This is a genomic window from Streptomyces sp. NPDC093801 (assembly GCF_040701585.1).
Classification (GTDB): domain Bacteria; phylum Actinomycetota; class Actinomycetes; order Streptomycetales; family Streptomycetaceae; genus Streptomyces.
This window is the reverse complement of the sequence record NZ_JBFBDP010000002.1, coordinates 150,846-177,277: the sequence shown is the minus strand read 5'-3', so window position 1 is coordinate 177,277 and position 26,432 is coordinate 150,846. Positions and strand designations below refer to the sequence as shown.

Annotated in this window: 28 protein-coding genes; 12 read left to right on the top strand and 16 right to left on the bottom strand. The window is 74.4% G+C overall.

The annotated features are described in order from the left end of the window. Positions 1 to 11: 11 nt before the first annotated feature. The 4 genes from AB0469_RS02635 to AB0469_RS02620 form a co-directional block, all read right to left on the bottom strand. On the bottom strand, positions 12 to 956 hold the full coding sequence (locus AB0469_RS02635; protein WP_366449628.1) for an NAD-dependent epimerase/dehydratase family protein: 945 nt from the start codon (positions 954 to 956) through the stop codon (positions 12 to 14). 77 nt (positions 957 to 1,033) lie between these two features. Next, complete coding sequence (locus AB0469_RS02630; RefSeq protein ID WP_366449469.1) at positions 1,034 to 2,791, bottom strand: methyltransferase; 1,758 nt, start codon at positions 2,789 to 2,791, stop codon at positions 1,034 to 1,036. A 138-nt stretch (positions 2,792 to 2,929) separates the two neighbouring features. Continuing rightward, positions 2,930 to 4,144, bottom strand: coding sequence for a 4-hydroxybenzoate 3-monooxygenase (locus tag AB0469_RS02625; protein WP_366449468.1), 1,215 nt, complete (start codon positions 4,142 to 4,144; stop codon positions 2,930 to 2,932). Between the two features lie 676 nt (positions 4,145 to 4,820). Continuing rightward, positions 4,821 to 5,024, bottom strand: a complete 204-nt coding sequence (locus AB0469_RS02620) for a hypothetical protein (protein WP_366449467.1) — start codon at positions 5,022 to 5,024, stop codon at positions 4,821 to 4,823. Positions 5,025 to 5,247: 223 nt separating this feature from the next. On the opposite strand from AB0469_RS02620, the gene AB0469_RS02615 reads away from it, so the two are divergent. Together AB0469_RS02615 and AB0469_RS02610 are read left to right on the top strand one after the other, a co-directional pair. After that, on the top strand, positions 5,248 to 6,315 hold the full coding sequence (locus AB0469_RS02615) for a glycosyl hydrolase (RefSeq protein WP_366449466.1): 1,068 nt from the start codon (positions 5,248 to 5,250) through the stop codon (positions 6,313 to 6,315). 544 nt (positions 6,316 to 6,859) lie between these two features. Next, positions 6,860 to 7,276 carry a C40 family peptidase gene (locus tag AB0469_RS02610; RefSeq protein WP_366449465.1) on the top strand — a complete coding sequence of 139 codons (417 nt, stop codon included), beginning with the start codon at positions 6,860 to 6,862 and terminating at the stop codon, positions 7,274 to 7,276. Positions 7,277 to 7,516: 240 nt separating this feature from the next. Here the strand turns inward: AB0469_RS02610 and AB0469_RS02605 are convergent, their stop codons facing one another. Beyond that, complete coding sequence (locus AB0469_RS02605) at positions 7,517 to 8,308, bottom strand: SDR family NAD(P)-dependent oxidoreductase (RefSeq protein ID WP_366449464.1); 792 nt, start codon at positions 8,306 to 8,308, stop codon at positions 7,517 to 7,519. A gap of 149 nt (positions 8,309 to 8,457) precedes the next feature. On the opposite strand from AB0469_RS02605, the gene AB0469_RS02600 reads away from it, so the two are divergent. Then, on the top strand, positions 8,458 to 9,030 hold the full coding sequence (locus AB0469_RS02600) for a TetR family transcriptional regulator (protein ID WP_366449462.1): 573 nt from the start codon (positions 8,458 to 8,460) through the stop codon (positions 9,028 to 9,030). 19 nt (positions 9,031 to 9,049) lie between these two features. On the opposite strand, the gene AB0469_RS02595 is transcribed toward AB0469_RS02600, so the two are convergent. After that, complete coding sequence (locus AB0469_RS02595; RefSeq protein ID WP_366449460.1) at positions 9,050 to 10,609, bottom strand: serine/threonine-protein kinase; 1,560 nt, start codon at positions 10,607 to 10,609, stop codon at positions 9,050 to 9,052. A gap of 198 nt (positions 10,610 to 10,807) precedes the next feature. Between AB0469_RS02595 and AB0469_RS02590 the strand changes: the two genes are divergently transcribed. After that, on the top strand, positions 10,808 to 11,044 hold the full coding sequence (locus tag AB0469_RS02590) for a chaplin (RefSeq protein ID WP_042811629.1): 237 nt from the start codon (positions 10,808 to 10,810) through the stop codon (positions 11,042 to 11,044). 152 nt (positions 11,045 to 11,196) lie between these two features. After that, on the top strand, positions 11,197 to 12,051 hold the full coding sequence (locus AB0469_RS02585) for a GNAT family N-acetyltransferase (RefSeq protein ID WP_366449459.1): 855 nt from the start codon (positions 11,197 to 11,199) through the stop codon (positions 12,049 to 12,051). A 79-nt stretch (positions 12,052 to 12,130) separates the two neighbouring features. Here the strand turns inward: AB0469_RS02585 and AB0469_RS02580 are convergent, their stop codons facing one another. Both AB0469_RS02580 and AB0469_RS02575 read right to left on the bottom strand, forming a co-directional pair. Further along, on the bottom strand, positions 12,131 to 13,579 hold the full coding sequence (locus AB0469_RS02580; RefSeq protein ID WP_366449458.1) for an amino acid permease: 1,449 nt from the start codon (positions 13,577 to 13,579) through the stop codon (positions 12,131 to 12,133). Between the two features lie 169 nt (positions 13,580 to 13,748). Next, positions 13,749 to 14,585, bottom strand: coding sequence for an undecaprenyl-diphosphate phosphatase (locus tag AB0469_RS02575; protein ID WP_366449457.1), 837 nt, complete (start codon positions 14,583 to 14,585; stop codon positions 13,749 to 13,751). A gap of 139 nt (positions 14,586 to 14,724) precedes the next feature. On the opposite strand from AB0469_RS02575, the gene AB0469_RS02570 reads away from it, so the two are divergent. The 4 genes from AB0469_RS02570 (at position 14,725) to AB0469_RS02555 (ending at position 16,846) form a co-directional block, all read left to right on the top strand. Further along, positions 14,725 to 15,114, top strand: coding sequence for a BlaI/MecI/CopY family transcriptional regulator (locus AB0469_RS02570; protein WP_366449456.1), 390 nt, complete (start codon positions 14,725 to 14,727; stop codon positions 15,112 to 15,114). Between the two features lie 11 nt (positions 15,115 to 15,125). Further along, positions 15,126 to 16,058 (top strand): M56 family metallopeptidase, encoded by a 933-nt coding sequence (locus AB0469_RS02565; protein ID WP_366449455.1) that lies wholly within the window; start codon positions 15,126 to 15,128, stop codon positions 16,056 to 16,058. A 26-nt stretch (positions 16,059 to 16,084) separates the two neighbouring features. Further along, positions 16,085 to 16,534 (top strand): GNAT family N-acetyltransferase, encoded by a 450-nt coding sequence (locus AB0469_RS02560; protein ID WP_366449454.1) that lies wholly within the window; start codon positions 16,085 to 16,087, stop codon positions 16,532 to 16,534. Positions 16,535 to 16,654: 120 nt separating this feature from the next. Then, on the top strand, positions 16,655 to 16,846 hold the full coding sequence (locus tag AB0469_RS02555; RefSeq protein WP_366449453.1) for a hypothetical protein: 192 nt from the start codon (positions 16,655 to 16,657) through the stop codon (positions 16,844 to 16,846). Between the two features lie 72 nt (positions 16,847 to 16,918). On the opposite strand, the gene AB0469_RS02550 is transcribed toward AB0469_RS02555, so the two are convergent. The 3 genes from AB0469_RS02550 to AB0469_RS02540 form a co-directional block, all read right to left on the bottom strand. Then, entirely contained in the window at positions 16,919 to 17,356 is a 438-nt protein-coding gene (locus AB0469_RS02550; RefSeq protein ID WP_366449452.1) for a subtilase-type protease inhibitor, read from the bottom strand. A gap of 267 nt (positions 17,357 to 17,623) precedes the next feature. Continuing rightward, positions 17,624 to 18,442, bottom strand: coding sequence for a DUF4389 domain-containing protein (locus AB0469_RS02545; protein ID WP_366449451.1), 819 nt, complete (start codon positions 18,440 to 18,442; stop codon positions 17,624 to 17,626). A 293-nt stretch (positions 18,443 to 18,735) separates the two neighbouring features. Next, complete coding sequence (locus AB0469_RS02540) at positions 18,736 to 20,073, bottom strand: YhgE/Pip family protein (RefSeq protein ID WP_366449450.1); 1,338 nt, start codon at positions 20,071 to 20,073, stop codon at positions 18,736 to 18,738. A gap of 153 nt (positions 20,074 to 20,226) precedes the next feature. Here AB0469_RS02540 and AB0469_RS02535 point away from each other — a divergent pair, with 153 nt between their 5' ends. Continuing rightward, positions 20,227 to 20,910, top strand: coding sequence for a MerR family transcriptional regulator (locus AB0469_RS02535; RefSeq protein ID WP_366449449.1), 684 nt, complete (start codon positions 20,227 to 20,229; stop codon positions 20,908 to 20,910). A gap of 190 nt (positions 20,911 to 21,100) precedes the next feature. Here the strand turns inward: AB0469_RS02535 and AB0469_RS02530 are convergent, their stop codons facing one another. The 3 genes from AB0469_RS02530 to sigJ form a co-directional block, all read right to left on the bottom strand. Continuing rightward, positions 21,101 to 21,973, bottom strand: coding sequence for a hypothetical protein (locus AB0469_RS02530; RefSeq protein WP_366449448.1), 873 nt, complete (start codon positions 21,971 to 21,973; stop codon positions 21,101 to 21,103). Between the two features lie 275 nt (positions 21,974 to 22,248). Further along, complete coding sequence (locus tag AB0469_RS02525; protein ID WP_366449447.1) at positions 22,249 to 22,791, bottom strand: NUDIX domain-containing protein; 543 nt, start codon at positions 22,789 to 22,791, stop codon at positions 22,249 to 22,251. 51 nt (positions 22,792 to 22,842) lie between these two features. Further along, positions 22,843 to 23,763 (bottom strand): RNA polymerase sigma factor SigJ, encoded by a 921-nt coding sequence (sigJ, locus tag AB0469_RS02520; RefSeq protein ID WP_366449446.1) that lies wholly within the window; start codon positions 23,761 to 23,763, stop codon positions 22,843 to 22,845. A 131-nt stretch (positions 23,764 to 23,894) separates the two neighbouring features. Between sigJ and AB0469_RS02515 the strand changes: the two genes are divergently transcribed. After that, the gene (locus AB0469_RS02515) at positions 23,895 to 24,293 is read left to right on the top strand and encodes a hypothetical protein (protein WP_366449445.1); all 399 of its coding nucleotides are present in this window, start codon (positions 23,895 to 23,897) and stop codon (positions 24,291 to 24,293) included. Positions 24,294 to 24,312: 19 nt separating this feature from the next. Here the strand turns inward: AB0469_RS02515 and AB0469_RS02510 are convergent, their stop codons facing one another. Then, a complete protein-coding gene (locus tag AB0469_RS02510; RefSeq protein WP_366449444.1) occupies positions 24,313 to 24,603 on the bottom strand; it encodes a cupin domain-containing protein in 291 nt (96 codons plus the stop codon). A gap of 82 nt (positions 24,604 to 24,685) precedes the next feature. Beyond that, on the bottom strand, positions 24,686 to 25,915 hold the full coding sequence (locus tag AB0469_RS02505; protein ID WP_366449443.1) for an FAD-dependent monooxygenase: 1,230 nt from the start codon (positions 25,913 to 25,915) through the stop codon (positions 24,686 to 24,688). A gap of 221 nt (positions 25,916 to 26,136) precedes the next feature. On the opposite strand from AB0469_RS02505, the gene AB0469_RS02500 reads away from it, so the two are divergent. After that, a complete protein-coding gene (locus AB0469_RS02500; RefSeq protein WP_366449442.1) occupies positions 26,137 to 26,310 on the top strand; it encodes a CsbD family protein in 174 nt (57 codons plus the stop codon). Positions 26,311 to 26,432 lie beyond the last annotated feature (122 nt).

The following is a 26,432-nucleotide window of genomic DNA, read 5'->3' as shown; positions in this document are numbered from 1 at the left end:
GTTCGTGTTCCTCAGCGGGTGGGGGCGGTGGCGGCTGCGGCGAGCGTCTCGGCGACGGCGCCGGGCAGCCAGTCGGCGGTGCGGGAGAAGGTGAAACCCAGTTCCTTCGCGCGGGCGTTGTCCATGGCGTAGTGGCGGTCGAAGGAGAACGGCGACGGCGTCTCGCCCGCGGCGGCCACCCGGTAGAGGGGCTCGCGGCCGACCTGCGCGGCCACGGCCCCGGCGACGGCGCGTACGTCGAGCGCGCCGTCGGAGCAGGCGTTGAGCGGACCGCTGAAGTGCCCTTCGGTGGCCGCCCACAGCAGCAGGTCCGCCAGCTCCCCGTAGTGGATGAACACCGTGGGCAGCTCGTCGGCGCGGACGGTGATCGCCTCGCCCCGGGAGACGCGGTCGGCGTAGTGGGCCAGGCGGCCGGTGAACTCCTGTGCGCCGCCGCCGAGGACGTGCGCGCTGCGCACGGAGGCGAAGGTGAAGCCGCCGGAGCGGGCGAGGACGGCCTCCGCCTGGCGCTTGCCCTCGGCGTAGTGCGCCTCCAGGTACCCCGCGTCGTGCCAGGGCAGCTGCGGGTCCACCGGCCAGGCGGCCGGGTCCACGTTCCCCTCCGGCACCGGGGTGCCCGCCGGTACGGCCGGCAGTGCGGCGGTCGCCGGATCGTAGACCTCGATGGTGGAGGTCATGACGTACCGGCAGGTGCGGCCGGCGAAGGCACGGGCGGCGATCGCGGCCTGCACGGGCGTGTAGCAGACCTGGTCGACGACCACGTCGAAGGTGCGGGAGCCGAGGGCGGCGACGAGGGCCGCCTCGTCGCCGCGGTCGACGACGAGGTGCTCCACACCGGCCGGCGGGCGGCTCGACCCCCGGTTGATCACAGTGACCTGGTGGCCGGCCGCCTGCAGCCGCTGGACCAGGAGCTTTCCGAAGTACCGGCTTCCGCCGATGACGCAGATCCTTTGCATGCCTCCACTGTGGGCGGCCGCCGTCATCAGCAGAAGTCGTCGGTTCATGGACGGGTATTAAGGAAAACTGGTGACGGTCAGGGCTGCTGCGGGCCCGGGACGGGGTTCTTGCGGACGTGCAGGACGTACGCGTCCAGGGGCAGGGGACTGCGGCCGTGGAGGTGGAGTCCCGCATCGGCCAGCAGGCGGGCGTAGTGGTCGGCCCGGCGTTCGCGGCCCCCGACGTTGCAGAGCATGTGCAGGTCCCAGGGGGTGGCGAGGGAGGGGGAGCCGTCCGCCGGCAGGAGGCGTTCGACGATCAGCAGGTCGGCGTGGTCGGGCATCGCACGCGCGCAGTGGCCGAGGATCTCCCGGCAGCGGTCGTCGTCCCAGTCGTGCAGGACGCGGGCGAGGAGGTAGACGTCGCCTCCGGGAGGCACGTCGGCGAAGTCTCCCGCCCGGTAGTCGCAGCGCGCTCCGCAGCCTGCGGCGTCGAGCAGGCGGCGGGCCGCGGCGACGGCGTGCGGGCGTTCGAGGAGGACGCCGTGCAGGCCCGGGTGGGCCGTGAGGACCTGGCGCAGGAGCTCTCCGTTGCCCCCCGCGACGTCGACGACCGTGGCGGGCGAGGGCGCCTGGGCCGCGGCGGTGACGGCCGGGTGGGCGGGGAGCGGCGCGAACATGCGCGAGCCGGCGGCCATGGACCGGTCGAAGAGGTCGGCGAGTTCGGGGTCGCGGGCGAAGTGGTCGAAGTGGCTCTCGCCGTGCAGGTGGTCGAAGCCCGGTCGCCCCGTCCGTACGGCGTGGTCGAGTCCGCCGAAGGACCGGTAGAAGGGACCGCCGTACATCAGGGCCAGGGGCCGCATCGACGCGGGTGCGTCCGCCCGCAGCAGGGCCCCGAGCTCGGTGAGGCGGAACCCCTCCTCCGGTTCCTCCTCGCGGGTCACGGCGCCGAGCGTCGCGAGGTAGCGCAGGAGCGTGGCCAGGCCCCGGGGGTGGGTGGCGGTCAGGTGGGCGAGGTCCTCGGTGCGGCGCGCGCGGCGCGTGTCCATGGCGTCGGGCAGGTGGAGCCGGGCGAAGGAGGCGAGGGCCTGTGTGGCCCAGGCCCCGGTGAGCAGGTGGAGGAGCGTTTCGGCAGGCGGCCGCGCGGTCGTGTGCGGGCGGGGGTGCCCGTCGGGGTGGTCCAGGTGGGCGGCGAGGGCGTCGCGGTGGTCGCCGGGTGCGTAGAGCTCCAGCCGCCGGTACCCGCAGGCCGCCTCTGCGGGGGCGGTGAAGTACAGGACGGTGCCGTCCTCGTGCGGGTTGTAGCCGCCGCCGTCGGGGCTCGCCCCGTAGCGGGCCAGGACCGCGCAGAGACCGCGCAGCACCAGCGGGTCCGGGCGGTCGATCTCGAATGCGAGGTGCTCCTCGTGCCCGCGGGCCCGTTCGTGGGCGGCGATCGGCTCCAGACCCGAGTGCGGGGGCACGGTCAGCGCGAACACCTCGACCGCCCGGCGCTCGCCGGCGGCTCCGCGCACCTGCGGGCGCAGGATCCGCACGTCGAGGTCGGCCGGGTCGCGCCGGTGGCGCCGGGCCAGACGCCCGCGGACGACGACACTCGGGTGGGAGGGGGTGTCCACCGCCAGTCCGCAGTCCGCGAGTTGGGCCCGCAGGCCCCCCTCGTCCGGCGGGAAGACGAGCATCCCGGCGTGGGCGAAGCGGCAGTGCCCGGCCAGTGCCCGCAGGTCCGGGCCGCCGATGCCCGGCAGGAGGAGCGGCAGCAGGGCGGCGCTGTCGTGCTCGCGGACGAACGCGGCCGCCGCGCGCAGGCGGGCCGTGTCGTCCAGCAGCATCGTTTCGTCGGGGAAGGTCATCGTCATCGGGGGAACGTCCTCAGGAGCCGGGGGTGGTCAACGCAGGGCAGGGCGGGACAACAGGGGCAGGGCAAGGCGGGGCGAGGCGGCGCAAGGGGTGGCGCCGAAGGAAGGGGAAGCGGGCGGCGGCGCGCGGCGGGGCGGTCAGACGCAGACGTAGTTCTCGGCGAACCAGTCCCGGTGGATGCGCGAGGTGCGCAGCGAGGCGATCCGGGAACGGCGCAGGGCGGCCTGGAAGAACGATCCGCCGCCGCCGTCCCCGCCGGGTGCGGCGTGCAGCAGCCGCGTCATCCACCCGGTGAACTCCTGCGCCCTCCAGATGTGGGCCAGACACCGGTCCGAGTACCCGTCCAGTCCCCCGGTGTCGCCCCGGACCAGGGCGTCGGCGAGCGCTCCGGCCAGGATCTCGGCCTCCAGGACCGCGAGGTTGGCCCCCTTGGCGGCGGCCGGGGCGAGCAGGCTCGCCGCGTCGCCCGCGAGGAGGAGCGAGCCGTACCGCAACGGCTCGACCACGTCGCAGGTCAGGTCGAAGAGGCCGCGTTCCAGGAGCGCGCCCCGGAGCAGCGGCCCGTGCTCCGCGGCGCGCATCCGGACGTCGAGCTCGTCCCAGATCCGCTGGTCGGACCAGGCGTCGGCGGGGGTGCCGCGCTGCCACTGGAGGTAGTAGCGCGTCATCTCGGGGGTGCGGGCCATGTGTCCCGCGAAACCGTGGTCGTGGAGGGCGTAGCCCACCGCGTCCAGGCTCGGCGGGGCCTGGGCGAGGAGGCCGAGCCAGGTCACGCCGTGGTCGTGGTGGTGGCGGACGGCGTCCGGGGGCAGGGAGCGGCGGGCCGCCCCGTGCCGCCCGTCGCACCCGGCGACGTAGCGGGCGCTCCACCGGGCGGGGCGGCCGTCGGGCTCGCGCGTGGTGACGGACGGCCGCGGGCCGTCGGCCTCGTGCACGGAGAGCGCCTCGGTGTCGAAGTGGATGCGGCCGCCGCGGTGGAGGTAGTGCCGCAGGAGGTCCGCGACCAGGTTCTGCTGCGGGTAGACGTGGTGCGGTCCGGCTTCTCCGAGGGCCCCGTAGTCGAGACGGAACCGGCCTTCCGGCGTGCGGAACTCGCAGGTGCCGTGCCGGAGGCCGTAGCGGAGCAGGCCGTCGGCGAGGCCGTGGCGTTCCAGGACGCGTGCGGTGTTCGGGGCGAGGAACCCGGCGCGGGCCCGGGTCAGGACGTGGGAACGGGAGGCGCGTTCCAGGACGACGCAGTCGATTCCGGCGGTGAGCAGGAGGTTTCCGAGGACGAGTCCGGCCGGACCGGCACCGAGGACGACCACGTCGACTGCTGCGCGTAAGGCGCGAGTTGGCTGGCTTTCCGTCATAGCGGGTGAAGCATAAGCACGCGAAGATCAATGAACCTACGCGAGCAACCCCTTAGCGGGATTAAAGCGACAATCACCCTGGACGTCTCCGGCCCGTGGCTCCGGGCCGCCGACGGCCCGGAGCGGGCCGGCGGGTAGCGCACGCCAGGCGCGCGGAACGGGGTGCGCGCTCCGGCGCACCCCTGCCGCGGCACCGGACCGGAGCACCGCCCCGGCCTGCGCGGGCCGGACGGGGTCCTCGGCGCACCGGCCGGCGGCGCGGCGGTGCCGCGCGCCGCCCTGGTGCCGGGACGTGCCCGCACGGCGCGGGACCGCGCCCTCCGCCGCCGGACGCGAGGGGGTCGACGTGTTCCTGTCGGCCCTCGACGACCACGCCTCCGCGGCCTTCGCCGGGGTCGTGACGGTGGTCCCGGTGATCAGCCCGGCCTGGACCGGAATGCCGGTGTTGGGCACCCTCGACGGGCTCGCCTTCGGCTGGTTCACGGCGGTGGACACCGCGGTGGTCACGCTGGTCCCGCCCCGGGCCGAGGACGCCGCCCGCGCCATGGACGTGCCGACTGCGTCGGTGACACGACGGACCCGGGGCCGGCGGCACTCCCGGGGGCCGGCCCCCGGGCCGCGTCGCTCGGACCGGGCCGGGGCCGTCGAGGCGCGGGGGGCTCGACGGACCCGCCGGTCAGGCGCAGGTGTCCGTGTAGGCCCCGTCCCCGGGGGCGCGGCCGATGTCGGCCCGGATCCGGACGACCACCTCGTCCTCGCCCCCGGTCCGGCTCGGCAGGCCGGGACCGCTGGAGAGGAACAGGGCGGAGATCTGCTCGGCCGCCTGTACGGCCGCCGACTCCAGGCCCCGGATCTCGATGGTGATCACATTCGCGCTCATGCCGAAGGAGAACGGCCGGACCCCCCTGCCGGTTCCGGTCGCGGCGGGAGGTCACCCGAAGGGACGCGCGTCGGTCCGCCGGGCCTTCACCCGGTCGGGCCAGGCGGCGGGCGTCCGCTCCCGCGAATGGCCCAGGATCGGGACACCGGGCAGGCCAGGAGGCGGGTCTGCTGTCTAGCGTCGCTCTCAAGGAGACCGGTTCCCGACGCTTGGGGAGACGACCATGTCCCGTAGAAGGCGGTGGACGGCCGGCGTCTGCGTCAGTGCGGTCGCTGTCGGCCTGCTCGCCACCGGGGGCGGCCGCGCCCCGGCGCCGCGCGAGGCCCTCGGCGGCGGCTCGGGTTCCGGGGTCGCCGTGGGCGCGTACCTCCACTACGGCTCGCCCGGCATCGACCGGATGCAGGGGCTCTCGCGCTGGCTCGGCGGGACCGAGCTGCGCGCCGGGCACACCTACCTGCCCGGGGACACCTGGGTGAACATCGAGGGGGCGCCGGATTCCCTGCGCAACTGGGCGCGCTGGCGCAAGGAGAGGCGCAACCGGCTCTTCGTCCTGAACGTGCCGATGTTCGAGGGCAACGAGGCCGATGTCCCGGACCACCGGGTCGCCGAGCTGATCCGCGCCGGCGCGCAGGGCGAGTACGACCACCACTTCCGGCGGCTGGGCGAGCGGCTGGTCGGCCTGGGGGTGCCGGACACCGTGATCGTGCTGGGGTGGGAGATGAACGGCTACAACTACACCCACCGGTGCAAGCCCGACCCCGAGAACTGGAAGCGGTACTGGCGGCGCATCGTGGACGCCATGCGCTCCGTGGAGGGGCAGAAGTTCCGCTTCGACTTCGCCCCCAACCGCGGCAGGGACTCCATCGCCTGGACCCGCTGCTATCCGGGGGACGACGTGGTCGACATCGTCGGCATGGACTCCTACGACCAGCCGCCGGGCGATTCCTTCGACGAGATGGTCGACCAGCCCTACGGGCTCCAGCAGCACGTCGACTTCGCGAAGGCGCACCACAAGCAGATCTCGTACCCCGAGTGGGGGCTCTTCCGCAACGGTGACAACCCCGAGTACATGCGCCGGATGCTGGCGTGGATCGACGAGCACAGGCCGCTGTACCACAGCATCACCGACTACTGCCCGCACGGTGTGTGGCAGTGCGGCGAGAACCCGCGTTCCGCGCGGGTGTTCCGGGAGTTCCTGTCGGACCACCGGAGGGGACACCCGGCGCCTCCCCCGTCCGGTGGGACCGTGTGGGGCGGCGAGGGGTTCACGCCGGGCCGTCCGGCCCGCTGAAGGGGCGGCTGCGCCGGCGGCCGTGGGGCGGAGTGATCGGTCCGGCGCCCTGCAGGGGACGTGGGCGCCCCCGGCACGGACGCGTCGCGCGTATCGCCCGCGCGTGACGGGGCCCCGCGCGGCCCCGGAGTCCGCAGGGGCGCGGGGGGCGCACCCGGCAACGACCGGGCCCTGCCCGGTATAGGCACTCGCTCCGGCCGGGGCCGCGAGCTCCCGAACGATGCCGTCCGGCAGGCCCGGACGGCCGCTTCCGCATGCCCGCCCGGTTCGCCGACCGGAGTCCGACCGGAGTCCGACCGAACAGCGGAATGGTCGGACAAATTGAAGGCATATCATCTCGGACACCTTTGCCGAACCGAGATATTTCCTGTCGTGTCCGGCACCTCAGCCATGTCCGTCTCGTGCAAAATGGGCGGTCGTCGGGAGCCGTAACGCAGTCACCGAGAACAGTCACCATCACGGTTTGTTCCTGTATCTGAATGCGGAGGTATCACGATTGCCGAAATCAAATAAACGCGGGGAGATTCATCGCTCTCCGGCCCTCTTGCTCGTATTCTCCGTAACCGCCGCCGCACTCCTCACTCCCACCACCCCCGCCCAGGCCGCTTCGCTCTACGGGATAAAGGCCGTCGCCGTCGCCGCCTCCAAGAAGGGCGCCCCCTACGCCTACGGCGCCACCGGGCCCGGTGAGTTCGACTGCTCGGGCCTCACCCTCTACGCCTTCCGCGCGGCCGGCCGGGTCCTGCCCCGCACCGCGGAGGCCCAGTACGAGAGCACGGACCACATCTCGCGCACCGAGCGCGCACCGGGAGATCTGGTCTTCTTCCCCACCGGGGGAACCATGGGCCACGTCGGCATCTACGCGGGCCAGAACAAGATCTGGCACGCTCCCCGGCCCGGCACCCGCGTCAGGCTCGAACGCATCTGGACGGGCAGCGTCCGCTACAGTCGGGCCAATTAGCGCCGCCAGGGCGGAACGCCCGGCGGCCTCCCGCGCGAAAGCCGCTCCGAAAAGGAATCGGCGCCGCAGGCGCGGACGACGGTGACATGCGAACGGATTCATCGACCTGCGGAGAACCCTGTCACGGGGGCGCCCGGACGTCGCCGCACGGCCGCGCTCCCGCGCTTCACGCCGCCGCGCGCCATCGCCACCCCCGCCGACGAACGCGTCGGCGGAGGAACGGGCCGGTGCGCTCACAGGCTAGCGGTGCGTGCGCTGGGCCTCGACGATCTGCCGTACCGGGCCGTCGAGGCCGGCGCGGGCCTGGATGCGCTCGGCGAAGCCGGGGAACTGCCCGGCGACGGCGCTGAGCACCCGCAGTTCGAGCGGCGCCACGTTGACCTCGCACCGGTCGCGCCGGACGGCACGTACCACGCCGTCGGCGACCTGCCGGGGCGTGACGGTCCTGATGCCGCCCGGCGGGGTGGCGCCCGTCGCGGCGAACATGCCCGCGTCGCGGACGAAGCCGGGCTGGACCAGGGACACCCCCACCCCGGTGCCCCTGAGTTCCTGGCGCAGGGCGAGGGCGAATCCGCGCAGCCCGAACTTGGTCGCGTTGTACAGGGAGGTGGAGCCGGTCGCCGCCTTCCCGGAGAGGGACCCGACCAGCACGATGTGGCCGCGCCCCCGGGCGGTCATGTGGGCCGCGAGCAGCCGGGCCAGCAGGACGGGCGCGCGGAGGTTGACGTCCAGGGCGCGGTCGAGCTGCTCCTCGGTGTAGTCGAGGAGGTCTCCGCTGGCGGGCAGGGCCGCGTTCGCGACGAGGACGTCCGTCCCCGCGCAGGCCTCCGCCAGCATGACGACGTCCGACCGGACGGCCAGATCGGCGACCACGGTACGGGCGCCGTGGACGCCGGCGGCCGCCTTGAGGGCCTCCTCGCGGCGGCCGCTGAGGGTGAGGCGGGCCCCCTGCGCCGCCAGGCGGGACGCGAGGGCGGCGCCGATGCCGCCGGTGGCGCCGGTGAGGAGGACGTTCGATCCGGATAGGTCCACGATGACTCCCGTGCGAAGACGCTGCCCCTACTGTTCGTTCGAACGAACAGTAGGGACAGGCCCGCCTCCTGTCCACACCCCCGGATCCCCAACTCCCTTGCCCTGCAAGGGCGGGAGGCCCCTGGCGGCGGATGGGGCAGAATGTCGCCATGCCCGCCGCTTCCGACACCCGCCAGAGCATCGTCGACGCCGTACTGCGGATCATCGGACAGGACGGGATCGCCGCCGTCACCAACCGGCGGATCGCGAGGGAGGCCGGGGTCTCCCTGGGCTCGGTCACCTACCACTTCGCGACCCAGCACGAGCTGCTGCGCGAGAGCCTGCTCCGGTTCGTGGCCGAGGAGACCCGGCACTTCACGGAACTCGCCGACTCGTGTGCGGACGAGTGCTTCGACATCGGGCAGGCGGCCGACGTGGTGGCGCGGGTCGCGGGCGGCGACGCCTTCGACAGCCGCCACATCGCACCCTTCGAGCTGTACGTCCAGGCCGGCCGGGACGAACGGCTGCGCGCCGCCGCCGCCGAGTGCTTCACCGCCTACGACCTGCTCGCCACCCGGGTCCTGTCCCGCCTCGGCGTTCCGGACCCCGAACGCCTGGCGGGAGCGGCCGTCGCCCTGGTCTTCGGACAGCAGCTGCGCCGCCTGGCCACCGGCGCCCCGGCCGAGGACCTCGTGGACGCCCTGCTGGTCCTCACCCGGCCCGCTCCGTCACCGGCCCCGTAGGCGCCTGCGGCCCGGGGATTCACCGGGCGCGGGTCAGGGTCGAGGGGGCGCCGGCGGACTGGGCGCCCTCCAGTTCGACGGTGAGGGTGTCGGGGCCCGTCATCGTGACCACGTAGAGGTTGCCCTTGGGGCAGTCGAAGGTGGCGGTGCGGTCGGTGGGCCGGCTGGTCGCAGCGGCCAGGTACGCGGTGGCGCCGCGGAGTTGGCGCAGCTCCAGGGCCTCCGTGCAGCCCAGGTCGCGACCGCTGGAGATCTCCCGGACACTGCTGATCTGCCGTCCCGTCAACTCACCGACGGAGCCCGCCTGGAAGGTGACGGTGACGGCGAAGTCCCGGGTGCGGGCACGGGTGATGCCGTCCGCGTCCGGGGTGCCGGGCCCGAGGCCGGTCCAGGTACCGGCCCAGGAGGCGGGCAGGGCGGAGACCGCCGGGGAGGGGGTCGGGGCCGGCCGTTCGGCCGCCTTGCCGTCCGCGTCCCCGCCCCCGCCGCCCGCGAGTCGGGGCAGCAGCAGGAGCAGCGCGGCGAGGGCGGCGGCTCCCGCCGCACCGCCCAGGAGCAGCCGCCGGCGGGCGGGCGGCGGCGACGCGGCGGGGGGCACGGGCGGCACCGCCGGGCCGAACTGCGCGCATTCCGGGGGCACATGGCACGGGGGCGGGGGCGCGGCGGCCGGCCCTGGCGCCGTGAGCAGGGCGCGGAGTTCCGCCTCGCGGCGGCCCGTGTCCGCCGCCAGGGCCGGCGGGGCCGCGCCGGCCCATCCGTCCGCTTCGGCCGGCCCCAGCCGGACCCCCAGTTCCTCGGCGGTGGGCCGCCGGCCGGGATCCTTGGCCAGGCAGTCCCGCAGCAGCGGCAGGAGCGGGGGCGGCACCCCGTCGAGCCGGGGCTCGTCGTGGACGATGCGGTACAGCAGGACGGGGAGGCTCGGCTCCTCGCCGTGGGCGAGGAAGGGTCCGCGGCCGGTGGCGGCGTGGACGAGGACGGCGGCGAGGGAGAAGACGTCCGCCGGATGTCCGGCCGTGTCACCGGTGGCCTGCTCCGGCGAGAGGTAGCCGGGGGTTCCGACGACCGCGCCCGTCCGCGTCCGGCGCGGGTCGCGGACGGCGCGGGCGATGCCGAAGTCGATGAGGAACGGCCGCTCCGGGCCCAGCAGCACGTTGGCCGGCTTGATGTCCCGGTGCACCACGCCCGCATCGCGTACGGAGACCAGGGCGGCCGCCAACTCCCGGGCCAGGGAGCGCACGGCCGGTTCCGGGAGCGGACCCTCGCGGCGCACCCAGTCGGCCAGGGAGGGCGCGGGCACGTACTCCGTCGCGAGCCACTGCGCGGACGAGCCCGCCGGGCTGAAGTCCACCACGGAGACCGTCCAGGGTGAGCGCACGCGGTCGTTGGTGCGGATCTCCCGGTCGAAGCGTTCGGTGAAGCCCGGATCCCGGCTCAGCTCCCGGTGCACGGTCTTCAGGGCCAGCGCCCGGCCCGAGGCGGTCCGGGCGAGGAACACCTCGCCCATGCCGCCCTCCCCGAGCCGGGCGAGCAGGCGGTATCCCCCGATGTCGAGCGGATCACCGGATCTCAGCGGTTCCACCAACCCACCCCCGTCGAACAAGCGTTGCCGCGCAGAACTGTACGGGGCGCCACCGGCGGCCGGGGCCGCCTCCCGGGGCGCAGGAGGCTGCCGTCACCAACTCGGCGTGACACGCCGTTGGTCAGGTGAATGCCCGGCAAGAGGCCCCCGCAGGCGGTGTGATCCTGGTTCGACGTCCGTCATCGACTTTGGAGTGACATGCGTATTCGCACTGCCTTCGCCGCCACCGTGCTGGCCGCCGTCGGCATCCTCGGCGCCACCGGTTCCGCCGTCGCCGACGCCAACGCCAACGGTGCCGCCATCGGCTCCCCGGGCGTGCTGTCCGGCAACGTCGTCCAGGTGCCCATCCACATCCCGATCAACGTGTGCGGCAACACCATCAACGTGATCGGCCTGCTCAACCCGGCGGCCGGCAACACCTGCATCAACACCTGATCCGCCCGCGGCCCCCGGGCCGCTGTGACGGCCCCGTCCCGGTGAGCACGACGTCCGGGCGGGGCCGTCCGCCGCGTCCGCCGGGTCCGTGACCCCTCCGGCGAACGGGCGGTGTGCGGAGCCCTGTCGGTGCCGCTGGCTAGGCTGAGCGGATGACCGAAATGAGGATCGTCGCCGATCGAGGCGCATGGCGGGGCGGGTTCGAGGAGCGGGTGCTGGCCGGCTACCGGGCCGCCGGCTGCTCGGAGCCCCTGGCCCGGGCCTTGCTGGAGCGGGCCCTGAAGGGCGTGGACGGCTGGACGCTCGCCACGGACGGCACCGGGTGGGCGGCCGTCGAGCTGACGCGGGAGAACGGCGCCGCCGTGGGCCGGATCCACGACCTGACGGTGCCCGGGCACCGCGCGTGGGCCGAGCGGTGGTGCGCGGAGCAGGGGGCCGAGCGGGTCCTCGTCCGGCTCGCCGGCGGCGGAGCGGGGGCCTTCGCCGACTACCCCGTACGGGGCCAGAACCGCATGCGTGCCGTCGCCGAGGATCCGCAGCTGCCGCCGGGGCTGACGGTCCGCCGCCTGCGCGAGGACGAGTACCCGCAGTGGTACGCCCGCGAGGAGGCCTCGTACGTCGCGGACATCGTCCGGTCCGGGGCCCTGACGCCGCAGCAGGCCCGGGAGAAGTCCGACCGTGACTTCGCCGAGCAGCTGCCCCAGGGCTATCTGACGCCGGGGCACGCCTTCTACGCGATGGAGGCCGGCGGCGCGGTCGTAGGCACCGGCTGGGTCAACCACGGCTTCCTGCCGGGCGTCACCTTCGGCTTCTCGCTCGAGGTGTACGAGGAGCACCGCGGCAGGGGCTACGGCCGGGCCGCGATGGCCGTGGGCGAGTGGGCCACCCGGCAGGGCGGCGACGAGGCGCTGATGTTCAACGTGTTCGGCGGCAACGAGGTCGCGATGGGCCTCTACGACAGCACCGGCTTCACCGTGCTGGACGAGTTCCGCTCCATGGGACTCTGAGCCCCCGGCCGGGGCGGGGCCCGCCGCCCCAGGGCCTGTCGCCGCCGTCGCGGGGCGGACGGGAGTGGGACGACGGGTCCTAGCGGGCCGGGCCCTCGCCCTCGAAGGCGTCCGGCGTGCGCCGGGCCAGCGCGGAGTGGCGGAAGGAGTAGCCGAAGTAGATGACCAGGCCGATGAGGAACCAGACCACGAAGCGGATCCAGGTCTCCACGCGCAGGTAGGTGATGAGCCAGACCGAGGCCACGACGCCGAGCGCGGGGAGGAAGGGCATCATCGGGGTCCGGAAGGAGCGGGGCAGGTCGGGGCGCCGGTAGCGGAGCACGATGACCGAGGTGCACACGACCGCGAAGGCCAGCAGGATCCCGATGTTGGTGAGCTCCGCCGCCTCGCCGATCGGTACGAAGCCGGCGATGACCGCCGACGCCGCGCCCACGATCCAGGTGACGCGGACGGGGACGTGCCGCGTCGGGTGCGTCTTGGCGAACCAGTGGGGCAGCAGTCCGTCACGGCTCATGGAGAACCACACGCGCGTCACGCCGAGCATGAAGGTGAACATCACCGTGAGGATGCCGATGATGGCCCCGACCGCGATGATGTCGGCGACGGCGGGCAGCCCGACCGCCTTGAAGGCGCTGGAGAAGCCGCTCTCCGGGTCGATCTCGGTGTAGGGCTGCATGCCCGTCAGGACCAGGCAGGCGAGGACGTACAGCACCATGGCGATGCCGAGGGAGTAGATGATCGCCCGGGGCATGTGCCGTTGCGCGTCCTTGGACTCCTCCGCCGCCGTGCTCATCGCGTCGTATCCGAAGACCGCGAAGAAGACGGTGGCCGCGCCGGTGAAGGCGCCGCCCACCCCGAACGGGAAGAAGGGCGTGTAGTTGTCGGTGTTGATGTGGAAGAAGCCGACGACGATGACCAGCAGCACCACCAGCACCTTGATGCCGACCACGACCGTCTCGAAGCGGGCCGCGCTCTTCATGCCCAGGTTGAGCAGGTAGGCGGTGAACAGGCACAGGACGGCTGCGATGAGGTCGAAGCGGTGCCCCGCTCCGGTGCCCGGGGCCCCGAGCATCCAGACGGGCAGGGAGGTGCCCGTCTCCTCCACGAGGAAGTTGAAGTACCCGGAGATGCCGATCGCGACCACCGCCACGATGGCCGTGTACTCGAGCAGCAGGTCCCAGCCGATGAGCCAGCCCGCCAGCTCGCCGAGGACGGCGTACCCGTAGGTGTAGGCGGAGCCGGCCTTGGGGATCAGGCCGGCGAACTCCGCGTAGGAGAAGGCCGCCGCGGCGCTGGCCACGCCGGCGATGAGGAAGGAGAGGAGCACCGCCGGGCCGGCGACGCCGTTGGCGACCGTTCCGGCCAGGGTGAAGATGCCGGCGCCGATGATGCCGCCGACGCCGATGGCCGTGAGCTGCCACAGGCCGAGGGTGCGGGTGAGGCGCTCGCTGGGGGTGCCTTCGGGCTCTTCGATGTGCTCGATCGGCTTGCGGCGGAATACGCCCTGCCCTGACCACAAGGTGGCCATGCTCCGTTCCTTTCCGCCGGGGATGACGAGCGCACATCATCTCGGACGCGCCGCCGTTGCGGAATTAGGCGCTCCGGTGGTGGGCTCCCCCCTCCGCCCCTCGCCCGGAACGCGGGCCGCCCCCGGCCGCGCGGGCGGCCGGGGGCGGTGGCGTGCGGGGCGGCGGCGTTCAGGCCTGCAGGATGCCGGTGCCCAGGAGGCCGAAGAGGAGCACGCCGACGACGACGCGGTAGACGACGAAGGCGTTGAAGGAGTGCTTGGCGACGAACTTGAGGAGCCAGGCGATCGAGGCGTAGGCGACGACGAAGGACACGGCGGTGCCGACGACGAGGGGGAGCGTGTCCACGCCGGCCCCGAGCGCGTCCTTGAGCTCGTACAGGCCCGCGCCGGTCAGCGCCGGGATGCCGAGGAAGAAGGACAGGCGGGTGGCCGCGACGCGCTCCAGGTCCAGGATCAGGCCGGTGGACATGGTGGCGCCGGAGCGGGAGAAGCCGGGGAAGAGCAGGGCGAGGATCTGCGAGGAGCCGACCAGCATGGCGTCCTTGAGGGAGCTGTCGTCCTCACCCCGCTTGTGCCGGCCCATCTGGTCGGCCGCCCACATCAGCCCGCTGCCGACGATGAGGGATCCGGCGACCACCCACAGGGAGGCCAGCGGCCCCTCGATCAGGGGCTTGGCCGCCAGGCCGACGACGACGATCGGGATCGTCGCGTAGATGACCCACCAGGCGAACTTGTAGTCGTGGTGGTAGCGCTCCTCGCGGTCGGCCAGCCCCCGTCCCCAGGCGGTGACGATCCGGGTGATGTCCTTGAAGAAGTACGCCAGGACCGCCGCGATGGCGCCGACCTGGATGACGGCGGTGAACGCGACGACGGACTTGTCGTCGACGGGGATGCCCATCAGCCCTTCGGTGATCTTGAGGTGGCCGGTGGAGGAGACCGGCAGGAACTCCGTCACCCCCTCCACGACGCCCAGGACTACGGCCTGGCCCACACTGATCGCGCTCACGTTCCTTCACCTTCGCTTGTTCGGACGGGGGCATCGGGCATCCTGGCGGACGCACGGGACGCATGCGACGCACAGAGTAACTTCTATTCGCGAATAGAAGTTACTCTGGACCCGGACGGCGAACGGAAGGAGGACGACGGTGCGCAGGCGCGAGGAGCCGCCGGGCCGGAGCGGCGGCGGACGGCGGGCGAACGGGGCCCTGGAGAACGAGATCGTCTCCCTCCTGCACGGCGCGGGCCGGGCCCTCACCCCCGGCGAGGTGGCCGAACGCCTCACCGCCTCCCCCGCCCACACCACGGTGGCCACCACCCTGGCCCGGCTGCACGCGCGCGGCGTCCTGGAACGCACCCCGCGCGGGCGCAGCTACGCCTACGCGCCGGTCACGGACGAGCCCGGGCTCACCGCCCGCCAGATGCACCGGGTCATGGAGGGCGGCAGCGACCGGACGTCGGTCCTGACCCGCTTCGTCGACGAGCTGTCCGACGACGACGAGGACCTGCTGCGCCGCCTCCTGGGTCCCGAGGGATAGGGCCCCCCGCCATGCACCTGGCCGTCTACCTGCCCCTCCTCTTCCCGGCGCTGGCCGGGCTCGGCGCCGGACCGCTGGCCCGGCGGCTGGAGCCCCGCCTGGCGACCTGGCTGCTGACCGCGGCGGGCCTGCTGCTCGCCGCCTCCAGCACCCTCGTCCTGGGCCTGCTCACGCTGGCCGGGCTGGTGCGCATCCCGCTCGTCGACGCGCTCAAGGGCTACGCGCCCGAGGTGGTCGCCCGGCAGGACCCCGCCGCGTGGCCCGCCGCGCTCGCGGGCGCCGCCCTGCTCGCCCTCGCCGTCCTGGCCGCCGCCCGGCTGGCCGCCCGGCGGGCCGGAGCCCTGTGGTCCGCCGCCCTGGAAGCCGCCTGCATGCCCGGTCCGGGTCCGGTCGTCGTCACCGACGACCCCGGCGCCGACGCCTACGCCATGCCCGGACTGCCCGGCCGGATCGTCATCTCCCACGGCATGCTCGACGCCCTCGACCCGGCCGGACGGGAGATCCTCCTCAGCCACGAGCGCGCCCACCTGCGCCACCACCACTACGCCTTCGTCTCGCTCACCCAGCTGGCCGCCGCCGCCAACCCCCTCCTGCGGCCGCTGTCCGGCGCCGTCGCCTACACCGTCGAGCGCTGGGCCGACGAGCACGCCGCGCGGCACACCGGAAACCGCCGCGCGGTCGCCGAGACCGTCGCCCGGGCCGCCATCGCCGCCAAGCGAAGCCGCGGCCCGCGCCGCATCCCCGCCGCCGCCCTCGGCATCCTGGGCCGCCGGCCCGGTCCGGGCATGGTCCCCCGCCGCGTCGCCGCCCTCCTGGCTCCCCCGCCCCGGAGCCGGCCGCTGCTCCTGGCCGCCGCCGCGGCGCTGCTGGCGGCCACGGGGCTGTGCGCGCTGGAGGCGGCCCACGACCTCCACCGGTTCCTGGAACTGGCGCACGCCCGCTGAACCGGGCGGGCGTCTACCGTGGCCCCATGAAGATCATCGACCTGGAGCCGGGTGATTCCCGGCTCGTCGCCGACCTGCTGCCCGTACTGCGCGAGCTGCGGCCGCACCTCACCCCCGCGCTGTTCGCGGAGGTCTACGCCGAGGGGCACCCGCAGGGCCTGCGGTTCAGCGCGGCGTACGACGCCGACGGCAGGTGCACGGGGGCCGCCGGCTGGCGCATCGTCGCCGGCACCTGCGACATCCGCAAGCTGTACGTGGACGACCTCGTCACGGCCTCCGGCTCCCGCTCCACCGGCGTCGGACGGGCCCTGCTCTCCTACCTGGAGGACCGCGCCCGGGCGGCGGACTGCCGGCTGCTGGACCTCGACTCGGGCACCCAGCGCACGGCGGCGCACCGCTTCTACTTCCGCGAGCGCATGGGCGTCGTCGCCTTCCACTTCGGCAAGGAGCTCGACGCGGGACCCGAGCCCGCCTGAACCACGGGCCGTGCCCCCAATCGGCTGAGGATCAGGACACACCGGGTCACAAGGGTCCGGCGGACGCACCGGAACCCTAGCTTGGGGCGGGTTCCGCCCTTCTGCTGAGAGGTGTCCTCCATGCGTTCCCTGCTGACCGCCCTCGCCGCCGGCGCCATCGTCTTCGGCGGCGCCACTGCCGCGAGCGCCGATGTGAACGTGGACTTCCACCCGCAGCCCTCGTACACCATCGTCTTCGGCCACTGGCTCCAGTTCGCCGGCGACGACGTGTTCAACGCGGGCCACGACAACATCGTCGGCTCGAACAACTGACGCGCCCCGCGCGTACGCCAAGGGCCGCCACCCTCCGGGGTGGCGGCCCTCGGCACGACGCTGCGGCGCGGGTCAGAACGCGAAGACGGCGTTGCCGTTGAGGGTCGCGGACATGTCGCAGGTGTTGGAGAAGGTGTGCTTCCAGGAGACCCGGCCGCCCTGCCAGACACCGTCGGCGGTCACGGTCACGGGGGCGTAGTGCATGGGGCAGGCGCGGTTGGCGTCGGGGGCGGCGAGGAGCCGGTCGAAGCTGCCGCCGGTGGAGTTCAGGGCGGTACAGGCGGCCTTGGGGTCCGGGTGGGTGCCCTGGGCGGCCGGCATGCAGCTGAGGGTGGCGGCGCGCAGCACCGTGGCTCCGGCGGCGTCGTCGCCCTGGGCGATGGAGAAGACCATGGCGGACGGGGCGTACAGGCTGGTGGGCTTTGCCTCCGCCATGCCGGTGGCGCCGGCCAGGCACAGGAGGGCGGCGGCAGGGACAGCAGCGAAGCGGTAGCGCACGACGAAACTCACTTTCGATACGAAGGTTTAGCGCGGCATTTACTTGCGTTGTCGCGCCTCGATGTGCCCGAGTCTGTCCGATGTGAAGGCAGGACGCATATCGATGACCTATTTACGGACAGAGTGTTCGACTATCGGATAACGAATGGTCGTTCGGGCAGCTCAGCCGGGGTGTGCCCGCTCCGTGTCCGGGCGGAAACGGGGGGTGATCGCCGGGAAGGCCGTCCGGACGGGGCCGCTGACCTGCTGCTGCGCACCCCGCGTACACCCGGCGGCCATTCAGCTTGTCCGGATCGGTACGGTTGCGGCCCCCGTGGAGGGACCCCAGCGCTCCTGCCGGACCTGGACGGTCTGGGAAGCGCCCCCCGCGCCGAGGCCGAGCACGAGGATGACCACGACCAGCACCTTGGCCGGCGTACCCAGGAGCAGGGGCCGGGTGGCCGAGGCGGCGGCCGGGGCGGGGGCGACCGCCTGGCCCACGGGCGGCCCGTCGCCGAAGAGGCGCTTGGGGTAGGCGGAGGTCAGCATCATGGCGTAGGCCTGGTAGCGCATCCGGAAGCGCACCACCGCGGCCACGGCCCCGAACACGGGCACGGGCATCCGCCCCAGCACCAGCGTGATCAGCCAGAACACCCAGCAGACGACCCCGAGGCCGTACTGCAGCAGGCTGGTCACGATCATCACCGGAATCATCAGGACGAGGCGGAACAGCACGGCCAGCCGGTTCAGCTCGCCGGGGCGCAGTTCGATCCGCACGGGGTGGCCCTGCCCGTCGAAGGAGAAGGGCGGGTAGCGGTCCACCAGCAGCATCGCGCTCGACACCACGCGGGTCTCGTACGCCAGGTACCCGCCGAGGAACTCCGCGATGCCGGCCGGGAGGCGGCCCTGGAAGAGGGCGGCGAACCAGCCGACGATCGTCACGAGGAAGGCGGCGATGCCGAGCAGGGCGGTGACGATGAACTGGGGCAGGAGCAGGAGCCAGCGCAGCAGGACCGTCCAGCGCCGCTGGCGCCCGGGCGGCGGTACGTCGAGCTCGGGCAGGTGTTCGGCCGTCGGGGGTCCGGGCTGCGGCGGGTGGCTGTTCCAGCCTGTGGTCATGGGGCGCTCCTGCCGTCGGTGGGGCGCGCGGTCCGCCCCGCCGACGGTGTTCCGGCCGGGCCGGGCGGCCGGGGCAGGGGCTGCGCGCGTACGCCCTGTCAGGGGTACCTCGCGGAACCCCTCATTCCAAGGATCCCGGCTGTACGGCGGCGCCCGTTGCCCTGAAGGGCCCCTCCGCCGGCCGTCAGCGCGGCGGTCCGGACGCGGCGGAGGGGGGCCGGGTACGCCGGAGCGCCGGCCCTCCGTCCTTCGACGGTGGACCGGCGCTCCGGGCCGGCTGCCGCGGGGCCCGCTCAGGCCGTGGCCGCCTCCGCGGCCGGGGCGGGGGTCCCGGCGGGGGCGTCGCCCTCCTCGTCGGGCCGCGGGACGCGGTGCAGGCCCCGGCGGTCGTAGAAGGCGGTGACGGCGAAGCCGAAGGCCAGCGCGGCGACGAGGGCGATCCCCATCGAGGTCCAGGCCCGGGTCAGACCCGCGTCGGCCTGGGCGCCGTAGTAGAGCAGGGAGCGCATGCCCTCGGTGATCTGGCGCAGCGGCTCGAACTCGGAGAGCCCGCGGAAGAACCCGGGCAGCGCCTGCAGGGGCACGGTCGCACCGGAGGAGGGGACGGCCATCGCGACGAAGACGATGGTGGCCAGCAGCATGCCGGGCGTGCCGAACGCGGCGAACAGGGCCAGTCCGCCGATGCCCACGACGGCGATGGTGGCGACCGAGTAGAGCCACAGCAGGCCCAGGTGGGAGGCGTCCATGTCGAGGATCGAGACGGTCGCGACCTCGACGAGGGTGCCCATGACGAGCGACATGCCCAGCATCAGCACCACGCCGGCGGCGAGGGTGCGCACCCGGCTGGTGTGCTGGACGGGAACGCGCTTGCGGACCGGGCCGTAGTCGGTGTGCAGGTAGCCGAGGGCGGTGTCCACCTGGGAGTTGACCAGGTTGGCGCCGAGCATGCCGCAGACGACCAGGACGAGCGCGTAGTAGAAGGCGCTCAGGCCCATGGCGCTGCGGGCGCCCACGGGGTGACCGTCGGCGACGGTCACGGTCACCGGGTCGGCGAGCTTGAGCTGGGCGGCGGTCGGCAGCGGGGCCTTCTGGGCCGCGGCCTGCTTCAGGAGCTCCTGGCCGATGTGGGCGGAGGCGGCGTGGGCGGCCTTCTGCGCGGCCTGGGAGGACATGGAGGAGCCGATGCTGCCGGCGGACTGGTTGGTCAGCACGGTCAGGGTCGGCGGGGCGGGCTGCTTGCCCTGGGGCGCGGGCTGCGGGGCGCCGAGGGCGGTCACCGTGGCGCTGAAGTCCTGCGGGATGACGAGGGCGCCGAAGACCTTGCCGCGGCCGAGGCGCTTGTCCGCCTCCTCGCGGCTGACCACCTGCCAGTCGATGCTCTTGTCGGTCTCGGCGGCCTTGCGTATGCCCGAGACGACCTGCTCGCCGAGGTTGACGTGGCGGCCGCCCGCATCGGAGCCGGCGTCGGCGTTGACCAGGGCCACGGGCAGGTCGCGCAGGTTGCCTCGCGGGTTGACGTTGCCGCCGACGTACAGCAGGGCGAACAACATCGAGACCACTGCGGCGATGAGCCCCGTTCCGATCCACAGCTGGGGTCGGCGGAGCACGGAGCGGGACGTGGGGTGGGGCATCGATTCTCCGGGTTCTCCGGTGCGGCTGCGGTGGGCTGCTTGGGCTGCGTTCCTGTGCTGGATACTTCTGGTATCCAGCTACTGGATAGTGGCAGTATCTTGTGGTGGTGTCCAATCGCCGATGCCGGACCGGATGACCAGCGGGGAGGCCGTGTGAAGATCTCGGAGCTCAGCCGGCGGACCGGCGTGCCGGTCGCCAGCATCAAGTACTTCCGGCGGCAGGGCCTGCTGCCCGCGGGCCGGGCGACCGCCGCGACCCTGGCCGAGTACGGGGAGGAGCACGCGGAGCGGCTGCGCCTGATCAAGGCGCTGACCACGCTCGGCGGCCTCTCCATCGCCGCCACCCGCGAGGTGCTCGGCGCGGTCGACCAGGCCCACACCACCGAGGGCGCCCTGGGGGCGATCAGCTACGCCCTCCCGGTGCCGGTCGCCTCCCAGGGCGGCGCGGGGGCGCAGGAGGACACCGCGGCCGAGGAGGCCGCCGGGGCGGAGGTGGCGGAACTCCTGGCGGCCCTCGACTGGCGGGCGCCGGCCACCTCGCCGCACGTGCGGGGGCTCACGACGGCCCTCAAGGAGCTGCGGCGGCTGGACGCGCAGTACGCCCCGGGCGAGCTCGCCGCGTACGCGAGGCTGGCCGAGTCGGTGGCCCGGCTGGACCTGGAGCGCGCCGAGTGCCTCGACGACCCGGTGGCCCTGGCGGAGCGGGCCGTCATCGTCTTCGCGATCTGCGCCCCCGTGTTCGAGCTGCTGCGCCGCCTCGCCCAGGAGGACCAGGTCCGCCGCCGGATGGCGGACGAGGACCCCGCCGGCCCGGCGCCGGGCTGCGGTCCGCACTGAGACGCCCCGCCGGACCCCGGGCGCACGGCCCGTCGGCAGCCCGCACTTGCCCGTCGCCTGCAACCGGCTGCTGCTCCCTGCCCGAGCCGATGGCGACGTGGCCGTGCGTGCCGGACGCCGTGGAGGCCTTCGCCCGCTACCGGGCCCTGGGCGGCTGAGCGGTGACCGGCGGTCCGTGCGGGGGCGCAGGTCAGAACGGGGGCGCGTCGCCCGCCATGAGGGCGGTGAGCCAGGCGGCGTGGGCGGCCCGGCGGGGGCAGTCGGCGGCGGAGCGGGGGGTGGCCGCACAGCCGTCGGGCCGGCAGTCCCCCGGGCCGCGGTCCTGCCGCGGGACGGCCCGGCCGTCCGTGAGGGCAGCGGACACCTGGGCGAGGCGGCAGTCGGGCAGGGCGTCGCGGTTGGCCGGGTTCCGGTAGGAGTGCGCGCCGTCGTCGGTGCGGACGCCGTCGGCGCCGGTGCTCCAGCGGGACGGGCCGGCCATGCCCTGCCGCCGCAGGACGGCGGCGGCGAGGCGCCCGGGTTCGGCGGCGCCGAGGCGGTCCCGCAGGCAGGCCGCGAGCCGCCGGCCCGCACCGGGCGGCGGGTCCTCGTCGCCCAGTGCGGGCAGCAGCAGGAGCAGCCGGGTGCCGGGGTCGGCCGCGGTGCCGCCGGGCAGGCCGTTGTCGGCCGCGCCGGCCAGCTCGTCCCAGGACAGGCCCGGTCCCCTCCAGTGCCCGTCGTCGCGGGCGAGGAGTTCGGCGTGCTCCCAGTCGGGGTGGTGGACCGCGTAGTCGACCCCGCCGTCCTCGGAGTCGTTCCGGTAGACGACGTGCAGCCGCAGGCCGCCGACGAGCGGCACCGTGAACACCGGCCGGTCTCCCCCGGCCCACAGGCGGCGCGAGAACGTACGGGAGGCGACCGGGTCGTGCCGCCCCAGCCAGGAGGCGGGTGTCCCGCCCCGCAGGCAGGCGCTCAGGTGCTGCCGCCAGAACAGCGGCTCCTCCAGGAGCTCCGGGCGGTGGGCGAAGGGCCCGCCGTCCCGGGGGGAAAGGCGGGCCGGATGGAGCTCGGGAAGCGCGGACACACCGCAATCATGCAGGTAGCCGGCCGGCCGGATGGCGCAGGGCCACGGCCTGCCCCGCCGCACCCGGACCACACGGTCCACCGCGCACGCGGACGCGACGGCGGGACGCCGCCCGGGCCGCCGCCCTGCGGAAGGCGGAGGAATTCGTCCTCTGGCGGCTCGACGTCCTCTGGCACCCCGCCGATCGCCCCGGCTGGTGGACCGGCACGGTCACCCCCACGGGTTCGCGGCCGCCGGCCTGGACCGGGCCGGCGCGGCAGCCGGTCCGGCCGTGCTCACACCCAGGTGTAGGTCTCGTCCGTGACCGCGTCCAGGGCCGCGTCGGCGACCGTCGCGCGCGGGTCGGGCAGGGCCGCGAGGGCGGGGCCGATGGGCGGGAAGAGCGGCAGGCCCGTCGTCTCCCGGTGGTCGATCCATTCGATGACGCCGATGTCCTGGCTGCCGTCGGGGAGTTCGTCGTGTTCGTACGCGGCGAGGCCGGCGCGGACGTCGGGGGTGATGTGGAGGCGGTAGAGCAGGTGGAGCTTGCGGGGCGGCGGGGTGGGGCCCGGGCGGGTGACCCGTTGGTCGACGACCCAGAGCAGGTCGCCGCCGTCGGCCCGGCCGACGTCGAGGTCGAGTTCCTCCTCGAGTTCCCGGCGCAGCGCGGCGACGAGGTCCTCGCCGTCCTCGACGTTGCCGCCGGGCGGGGTGTAGTGGACCGATCCGGCACGGTCGCGGCGGATGAGGGCGACCTCGTCACCGCAGAACACCAGGGCCCCGACACGGATCCTGATGCGGGAGAACGGGTTCGGCGGCTCGGCGGGGGTGTGCGTCATGGTGGCCAGTATCGCCCTGGGCCCCCGCTCCGCGCGGTGCCCGGGCGGCGGTCAGGGGCGGGCGGGGGTGGTGGTCCAGGGGCGGAGCTTCTCCGGGTTGCGGACCGCCCAGATGTGGGTGATGCGGCCCTCGGCGAGGCGGAAGGCCGCCACCGTGACCGTGGCGCCGTCGCGCTGGGCCACCAGGCCCGGCTCGCCGTTGACCGTGCGTTCCAGGAGCGTGAGGTCCGGGGAGAGGGCCGCGATGTGCGTCAGGTAGCCCGCGATGTCCAGGCTGCCCTCGATCGTGCGCTGCACGGCACTGGCCAGTCCGCCGCCGTCGGCGACCATCGTGGCGCCGGGGTCCAGGAGGGTGACCAGGGTCCGGATGTCGCCGGCCTGCCACGCCTCCTTGAAGTCGCGCAGGAGCGCCGCCTGTCGGGGGGCGGGGGTGGTGGGGGCCCGGTCCGCGGAGACCCGGCTGCGGGCCGACGACGCCAGCCGGCGGCAGGCCTCCGGGGTCCGGCCGACGATCTCGGCTATCTCGGGGAAGGGATAGCGGAAGACGTCGTGCAGGACGAACGCCACGCGTTCGGCCGGCGTCATCGACTCGAGGACGACGAGGAGGGCCATGCGCACCGAGTCGTCGACGGCCACCTGGTCCGCCGGGTCGGCCGTGACCGCCGGTCCGGCGGACCACTCCGTGCGGTCGGGCAGGGGTTCGGGGAGCCATGCGCCCACGTAGCGTTCGCGGCGGACGCGCGCGGAGCCCAGCACGTCCAGGCAGATGCGGCCGACCACCGTCGTCAGCCAGGCCCCCGGGGACGCGACGGCCGCCCGCTGCCGCCCCGGCAGCGCGTACCAGCGGGCGAACGCCTCCTGGACCGCGTCCTCGGCCTCGGTGAGCGAACCCAGCATCCGGTAGGCGAGGTTGGCCAGGTGGCGCCGCTCGCCGGCGATCACATCCGGCTCCGGTTCGCGTGGGGTGCTCATGGCCTCGTCCGCTCCTCGGGGCTGCTCGTGGGCCCGACTCCGCTCCCGCACCTCACACTTCGCGGGGCTGCGTCGTCGGATCAGCGAGACAGTACCGACCACCGCCGCACGGCAGAGACGGGGCCCCTTCCATGACGACCATCCAGACGACGACGGTCACCACGACCACCACCGCCTCCCGGCGCGCCACGGTCCTGCTGCGGGCGGCGGTCGCCCTGCAGACCCTGGCCGTCCTCTTCCAGGCCGTCACCGCCGGACTGCTGCTGTCCACCGCGTACGGCGAGGTGCTGCACGGCGTCGGCGCGCGCGTGATGTACGGCGCGTCGATGCTGTACGTGCTCGCGGCGGTCCTGGCCTGGCGGCCGGGGGGCGGCTCGCCCCGCCCCGTCCTGTACGCGTCCGGGTTCCTCGCACTCGCCTCGGTGCAGGTGGTGCTGGGCATCGCGCACCTCCCCGCAGCCCATGTCCCGCTCGGCGTCCTGCTGTTCGGCCTGAGCGTGCTGGACCTGGGCCGCCGCGGCCGGAGCTAGGCCGTCTCCTCCCTACGGGTCACCGGGCCCAGGGGAGTTCGCGGGTGCCGTCGGCTCCGGGGACGCTCGCCACGCCGTCCGCGCGCATCGCCGCGTACGCCTCGGCGTTCTCGGGGGCGCGGACGCGGCGCACGCCGTCCGGCGGGAGGACGAGGGTCCGGCCGGCGGCGACCCTCTCCGTACGGCCCTCGTGGGTGACGTCGAGGCTGCCCGCCGCGACCGTCCAGACCTGTTCGCGGCTGATGCGGTGCTCGGGACCGGTCCGGCCGCCGTTCATGGAGACGCTCCGGGTGCCGAGTTCCGCCACCACGTCTACGGGCTGCTCACGCGGGCCGTCGGCGACTTCCCGGACGGAGGGCGGGCGGCGGACCGCTGAGGGGTACCGGAACCGGCTACCCCGGAAGGCGGAACCCGTCGAAGAGGTCGTCCATGCCCCGCAGGGCCAGGCGGGTCGGAGTCGCACGGACCGCGAGGTCGCGGGCCGCCGCCGCGACGGGGTTGCGCAGCGCGCCCAGGCGGCCCACGCGGCGGGCGCGGAGGCGCACGGCGTCGGTGCGGTCGCGGCGGGCCGCCGTGTACGCCGCCAGGGCGGCCGCGACCGGGTCCGTACCGGTCGCGCCGGGGTCCGCGCCGGCCGCGCCGGCCGGGTCCGCCGGGTCGTCCGCGCCGTCACCGCGCGGGAGCAGGCGGGCGAGGACCACCGCGTCCTCGATGGCCTGGCAGCCGCCCTGGCCCAGGTTGGGGGCCATGGCGTGGGCGGCGTCGCCGAGCCAGGCGATCCGGCCGCGGTGCAGGGCGGGCAGCGGGGCGGCCAGGTCGTAGAGGTCGTTCCGGAGGACGTCGGCGGGAGCGAGGCGGCCGATGCGCGCCAGCAGGGCGGGGATGGGGGCGTGCCACGAGCCGAACCGGCGCAGGAGCTCGGACCGCGGGTCGGCCGACCGGGTCCCGGCGGGGACGACGGCGGTGGCGTAGAGGTAGTAACGGCCGTCGGACAGCGGGGTCACGCCGAAGCGCGCACCCCTCCCCCAGGTCTCGCTCATGGCCGGGACGTGCAGGTCCGGGGCGTCCACGATCGTCCGCCAGGCGGTCTCGCCGAGGTAGTGCAGGCCGGGATGACCGGGGAAGTGCGCGCGGCGCAGCGGGCTGTGGATGCCGTCGGCCGCGACCACCAGGTCGGCGGGGAGGTCCGGCCCGGCCGCCGTGCGTACGGTCGCGCGCCCGCCGGCCTGGTCGACACCGGTCACGGCGGTGCCGTGGCGTACGGTGCCCGGCGGCAGTCCCGCGGCCAGGGCGGCGGTGAACGCCGGGCGCGGGACGGCGATCGGGGGGATGCCGTAGCGGGACGCCAGGTCGGCCGTCGCGGTGCGGACCAGCCACCGGCCGCCGGAGCGGCGCACGCCCATCCACTCGGGCACGGCGCTGCCGACGGCGTGGGCGGCGTCGACGCCGATGGCGTCCAGGGCGCGCAGGGCGTTGGGGGCGAGGCCGATCCCGGCACCGGTGACGGGCGGTTCCTCGGCGCGTTCGCAGACCGTGACGTCCCAGCCCCGGCGGTGCAGCGCGAGGGCGGCGGTGAGACCGCCGATCCCGGCCCCGGCCACCACCGCGTGACGCTTCGCCATCCGACACCCCTCCCGGCCCGGACCGGACGCCCCTCGCCGCCGCGCAGGCCCCACTCTAAGGCCGGGAACGGTGGCCGTCCGGGGCGGACGACCGGGCCACCGTCCTGCTCGACACCCCGCAGTGGGGGACGAGCGCGAAGAAAGACCGTGGACCCGTGCGTATCCGGGGCGCATGCGGGCAGGCGGGGGTGGTGAAGCTCTGTCCGAGGAGGTGAACACGCATGGCAGCGGGCAAGAAGGCCAAGAACATCGGCAAGGACGCCAAGGGCAAGATCAAGGAGACCACCGGCAAGGCCGTCGGCAACGAGAGCCTCGAAGCGAAGGGGCGGGCCGAGCAGTCGATCGCCGACGCGAAGCAGGCCGGGCAGAAGGCCAAGGACGCACTCAAGCACTGACCGGTACCCGGTTCGTGTGGAGGCCGCCACCCCCGGCGGGGGGGGGGGCAGGCCCCACCGGCGGGGGGGCGCGGGGGGGGGGCGCCGGGGGGGGGGGGGGGGGGCGCGCCGGGGCCGCCGGC